Raw genomic sequence first — 5,061 nt, forward strand, 5'->3', positions numbered from 1 at the left:
TCATCGCCGGCACGGGTTCGGACATGTTCTCGTCGATTGCCGGCGCCATCGGCGCGCTGCGCGGCCCCAAGCACGGCGGCGCCAACGAAGTGGCGTTCGACGTGCAAAAGCGCTATGAGACGCCGGACGAGGCCGAAGCCGACATCCGCCGCCGCGTCGAGGCCCGCGAAGTTATCATCGGGTTTGGCCACCCCGTCTACACCGTGTCCGACCCGCGCAACAAGGTCATCAAGGACGTGGCCAAGAAGCTGTCCAAGAAGGCCGGCACCACCAAGATGTTCGACATCGCCGAACGCCTTGAGACGGTCATGTGGGACATCAAGAAGATGTTCCCCAACCTGGACTGGTTCTCGGCCGTCAGCTACCACATGATGGGCGTGCCCACCGCCATGTTCACCCCGCTGTTCGTCATCGCGCGCACCGCAGGCTGGTCGGCTCACATCATCGAGCAGCGCATCGACAACAAGATCATCCGCCCCACCGCCAATTACGTGGGTCCGGAAGACCAGAAGTTCGTGCCGCTGGACAAGCGCAAGTAAGCCCCGGCGCAAGCCAGACAAGAGCGAGGGCGCAGCATGGCCACCTGTATTCATTCTATGGAGAGGTACCGCTATGTCTGCCCCGATCTCCAACGTGCGTCCCGATCCCGACCAGGTGCTGGTCGATATCGCGGACTACGTTCTGAACTATGAAATCCAGAGCGGCCTGGCGTATGAAACCGCCCGCAACTGCCTGATCGACACGCTGGGCTGCGGCCTGGAAGCGCTGGAATACCCGGCGTGCAGGAAACTGCTGGGGCCTGTCGTGCCCGGCACCGTGGTGCCCAACGGCGCCAAGGTACCTGGCACGTCGTTCCAGCTGGACCCGGTGCAGGCCGCGTTCAACATCGGCACGGCCATCCGCTGGCTGGATTTCAACGACACGTGGCTGGCCGCCGAATGGGGCCACCCGTCGGACAACCTGGGCGGCATCCTGGCCACCGCCGATTGGCTGTCCCGCACCGCGGTCGCCGCTGGCAAGCCCCCCCTGACGATGCGCGACGTGCTGACCGGCATGATCAAGGCGCACGAGATCCAGGGTTGCATCGCGCTTGAGAATTCCTTCAACAAAGTCGGGCTGGACCACGTGGTGCTGGTCAAGGTGGCGTCCACCGCCGTCGTGGCGCAGATGCTGGGACTGGACCGCGACGAAGTCATCAATGCCGTGTCGCTGGCCTGGGTCGACGGCCAAAGCCTGCGCACCTATCGCCATGCCCCCAACACCGGCAGCCGCAAGAGCTGGGCCGCCGGCGACGCCACCAGCCGCGCCGTGCGCCTGGCCCTGATCGCCAAGACCGGCGAAATGGGCTACCCGTCGGTGCTGACGGCCAAGACCTGGGGCTTTTACGACGTGCTCTTCAAAGGCCAGCCGTTCAAGTTCCAGCGGCCTTATGGCAGCTACGTGATGGAGAACGTGCTGTTCAAGATCTCGTTTCCCGCCGAGTTCCATTCGCAGACCGCGGTCGAATGCGCCATGCAGATCCATGACCTTCTGCGTGCCCAGGGCAAGAGCGCGGACGACATCAAGGCCATCACGATCCGCACGCACGAGGCGTGCATCCGCATCATCGACAAGAAGGGGCCGCTGAACAACCCGGCCGACCGCGACCACTGCATCCAGTACATGGTGGCCGTGCCCGTCCTGTTCGGCCGCCTGACGGCCGGCGACTACGAAGACGAGATCGCCCGCGACCCGCGCATCGACGCGCTGCGCGACAAGATCGTCTGCGTGGAAGACCCGGCGTACACCCGCGACTATCACGACCCGGACAAGCGCTCGATCGCGAACGCGCTGACCGTGGAGTTCAACGACGGCTCCCGCCTAAACGAGATCGTCTGCGAATACCCCATCGGCCACAAGCGCCGCCGCCAGGACGGCATCCCGCTGCTGGAGGCCAAGTTCCGGACCAACCTGGCCCGCATATTCCCGGCCAAGCAGCAGCGCCGGATCCTGGAGGTATCGCTGGACCAGAAGGCGTTGGAAGCCATGCCGGTGCACGAGTACGTGGACTTGTATGTGATCTGATTCCGGGGCCGGATGAAGGCGGGCACCGGCCTTACAATGCGGCTTTCCTCGATCGGATCGCGCCATGGCCATGCTCTGGGTCAAGACCTTCCATATTGTCTTCATCGCTTCCTGGTTTGCCGGCTTGTTCTACCTGCCGCGCATTTTCGTGAACCTGGCCCAGCAGACGGACGCCTCTGTCCAGGCCACGCTGCTGGGCATGGCCCGCCGCCTGTACCGCTTCACCACCATCCTGGCCGTGGTCGCCATCGTGTTCGGCATGTGGCTATACCTGGGCTATCGCATCGGCGTGGGCCCGGGCAACGGCTGGATGCATGCCAAACTCTTTTTCGTCCTGCTCGTCATCGGCTACCATCACGCCTGTGGCTTGATGCTGCGTAAATTCGAACAGGGCAAAAACACCCGTTCGCACAAGTTCTATCGCTGGTTCAACGAAGTTCCCGTCTTGCTGCTCTTGGTGGTGGTGGCGCTGGTCGTCGTCAAACCCTTCTGATTCCCCCTACCTTTGCACATTCGCCAGGATTCGTATGTCCTCTGATGAACACGACCGTCCGCGCAAGACGCTGACGATCAAGAAAACGGCGCGCGACGCCCGCGCCGAAGAAGCCCCCAAGCGCACCCGCACGGGCGCCCGCGCCCGCCTGGTCGCGCAGATCGAGCGCACCCGCGAAAACGTCGAACGCCAGAAAGACCCCGAAGGCTACCAACGCCGCCAGGAAGAAGAAGCGCGCTACGCCCGCAAGCCCGCCGCCGGCGGCCGCGGCGCAGCCCCCCGTGGGCAGGCGCCGCGCGGCGGACAGTCCTCCGAACGCGGCCAATACGATCGCGGCGCGCCCAGCCGGAGCCCGTCCGAACGCGGCGCGTCCGGCCGAGGCTCGTCCGATCGCGCGCCATCTGACCGCGCCTCGTCAGGCCGCGCCCCCGCCGCCCGCAGCCGTTCCGACGACACGCGCCGCGACACGGGCGCAAACGCCGGCGCCAGCTCGCGCCCCCCGCGTCCGCAGCAGCGCGCACCGCGCCTGCGCGACGACCAGTACATTGCCCCGGCCACGCCGGCGGGACGCTTCTACGACCCGTTCGAGGATGACGGCCCCGCGCCCGAGTTCGCCGCCGAACCCGATCACGACGACGTGCCGGATCACGGCCAGGACGCCCAACCGGAATACGCCGACGCGCGCGACGATACCCGCGAGCGCGTCCCGACCGTCGAGACCCGCAGCCGCGCGCCGCGCCAGCCGCGCCAGGCGGAAGTGTTCACGGTGTTCGCGCCGTGCCCGCAAGGCCTGGAAGAGGCCCTGACCGCAGAGATGCAGGCGCTGGGCTATGAAGACGCCAAGGCCGGCCGCGCCGGCTGCTCGTTCACGGCCGATTGGGCCGGCGTGCAGCGTGCCAACCTGTATTCGCGCCTGGCCACCCGCATCCTGGTCCAGGTGGCGCACGCTGAAATCTCGCACGAAGACGACATCCTGGACCTGGCCCGCGACACCCCCTGGGAACGCTGGTTTGGCGCCGAACAGACGCTGCGCGTGGACACCTCGGCCATCAAGAGCCCGGTGCAAAGCCTGCAGTACTGCAATCTGCGCGCCAAGGACGGCATCTGCGACCGCCTGCGCGAACTGGAAGGCGAACGCCCCAGCATCGACACGGTGCGCCCGGACGCCCGCGTCCACCTGTTCCTGACGGGCCACACCGCCACCCTGTACCTCGATACCTCTGGCGAATCGCTGTTCAAGCGCGGCTGGCGCCTGGACAAGGGCGAAGCCCCGCTGCGCGAAAACCTGGCGGCCGGCATGCTGGCCCTGGCGGGCTGGGACCCGGCAGCGCCGTTGCTGGACCCGTTCTGCGGGTCGGGAACCATCCTGATCGAGGCGGCCTGGATCGCCCTGGGCGTGCCCCCGGGCATCTCTCGCCCCTTCGGTTTCGAACGCCTGCGCGACCATGACGCCTACCGCTGGCGCGACCTGAAGGACGACGCCCGCTCGCGCATCCTGCCGCAGCTGGACGCGCCGCTGGTCGGCTACGATCTGGACCCGCAAGCCATCGAATTCGCCCAGAACAACGCCGAGCGCGCCTGGCTGACGGCCGATTCCATCCGCTTCGAAGTGGGCGATGCCCGCGAGATCACGGCCCCCGCCGACCACGGCTGGATCGTCACGAACCCGCCCTACGGCGAGCGCATGCTGACCGAGCAGGACGCGGACCTCTGGCGCGATTGGGCCAGCTGCCTGAAGCGCAATTTCGCCGGCTGGCAGTTGCACGTCATCACCAGCGACCTGACCCTGCCCAACCAGATGCGCTTGAAGCCCAAGCGCCGCGTGCCGCTGCACAACGGCGCGCTGGACTGCCGTCTGTTCGGTTTCGAACTGGTCGCCGCCGGCTACCGCGACGCCTGATCGCAAGGGCGCCCGGGCGGCTTTCCCCCCGGGCGCCAGCCGCTTTCCCCTTGGTCCGCCGCGTTGTAAAAGCGCCGCAACATGGTGCGCGTATCTTTGCTTATGGTGCCCCGCCGCGCGGTTTTGGGGCATTATCAGCACCAAGGTGTTGCCAAGTTGCACATGCTTGCACCTCCCTCTTGCACAGTTTCAGGGTAAACCCTATAATTCGGGTTATCCCTAGTAGCAAACAACTGTGCAAGCCCGTGGAGGCTAACGTGATCAACCCGAACAACACCATCCGCCTGACCGACGAACTCGAGCGCCAACTGATGCTCCAGGCTATTGAAGAACAATTCCGTCCGCACCCGATGCGGGCGCTGGCCGCAGGCCTGCGTAAGCTGGCCCACGGCGTGAAGGCCCTGGCTGGCAAGACGAGCGCCAAGAACGCGCACTCCGCAGCCTAAAGACAGGCCTGGGCCTTAAGCGCTAAGGCCCGAAAGATTTTCCCCTTGGGGGCTGCATAGCCCCTTTTATAGACCCGCCCTTACCGGCGGGTTTTTTTTCGCCCTTCCCCATCGCGAAGCGTGGAGGGCGCCTCCCGCCGGGCCGCCCCAAGGGGAGG

The 5,061-nt window shown here is 66.1% G+C and carries 5 protein-coding genes; all 5 read left to right on the forward strand.

From position 1 onward, the window contains the following. On the forward strand, positions 1 to 539 hold a 539-nt coding region (locus ACO6D5_RS17690), incomplete at its 5' end, for a citrate/2-methylcitrate synthase (protein WP_485826080.1). 73 nt (positions 540 to 612) lie between these two features. Further along, positions 613 to 2,064 carry a bifunctional 2-methylcitrate dehydratase/aconitate hydratase gene (locus ACO6D5_RS17695; protein ID WP_485826081.1) on the forward strand — a complete coding sequence of 484 codons (1,452 nt, stop codon included), beginning with the start codon at positions 613 to 615 and terminating at the stop codon, positions 2,062 to 2,064. A gap of 64 nt (positions 2,065 to 2,128) precedes the next feature. Beyond that, entirely contained in the window at positions 2,129 to 2,557 is a 429-nt protein-coding gene (locus ACO6D5_RS17700) for a CopD family protein (protein WP_175216749.1), read from the forward strand. A gap of 526 nt (positions 2,558 to 3,083) precedes the next feature. Then, a complete protein-coding gene (locus ACO6D5_RS17705; RefSeq protein WP_485826097.1) occupies positions 3,084 to 4,457 on the forward strand; it encodes a THUMP domain-containing class I SAM-dependent RNA methyltransferase in 1,374 nt (457 codons plus the stop codon). A gap of 257 nt (positions 4,458 to 4,714) precedes the next feature. Then, complete coding sequence (locus ACO6D5_RS17710; RefSeq protein ID WP_035212795.1) at positions 4,715 to 4,903, forward strand: hypothetical protein; 189 nt, start codon at positions 4,715 to 4,717, stop codon at positions 4,901 to 4,903. Positions 4,904 to 5,061 lie beyond the last annotated feature (158 nt).

The sequence above is a fragment of the Achromobacter sp. genome, from assembly GCF_057314935.1.

What these genes read in the sequence shown, in the direction of transcription:
- ACO6D5_RS17695 (WP_485826081.1), top strand. Translation starts at nt 613, where the DNA reads ATGTCTGCCCCGATCTCCAACGTGCGTCCCGATCCCGACCAGGTGCTG.
- ACO6D5_RS17700 (WP_175216749.1), top strand. Translation starts at nt 2,129, where the DNA reads ATGGCCATGCTCTGGGTCAAGACCTTCCATATTGTCTTCATCGCTTCC.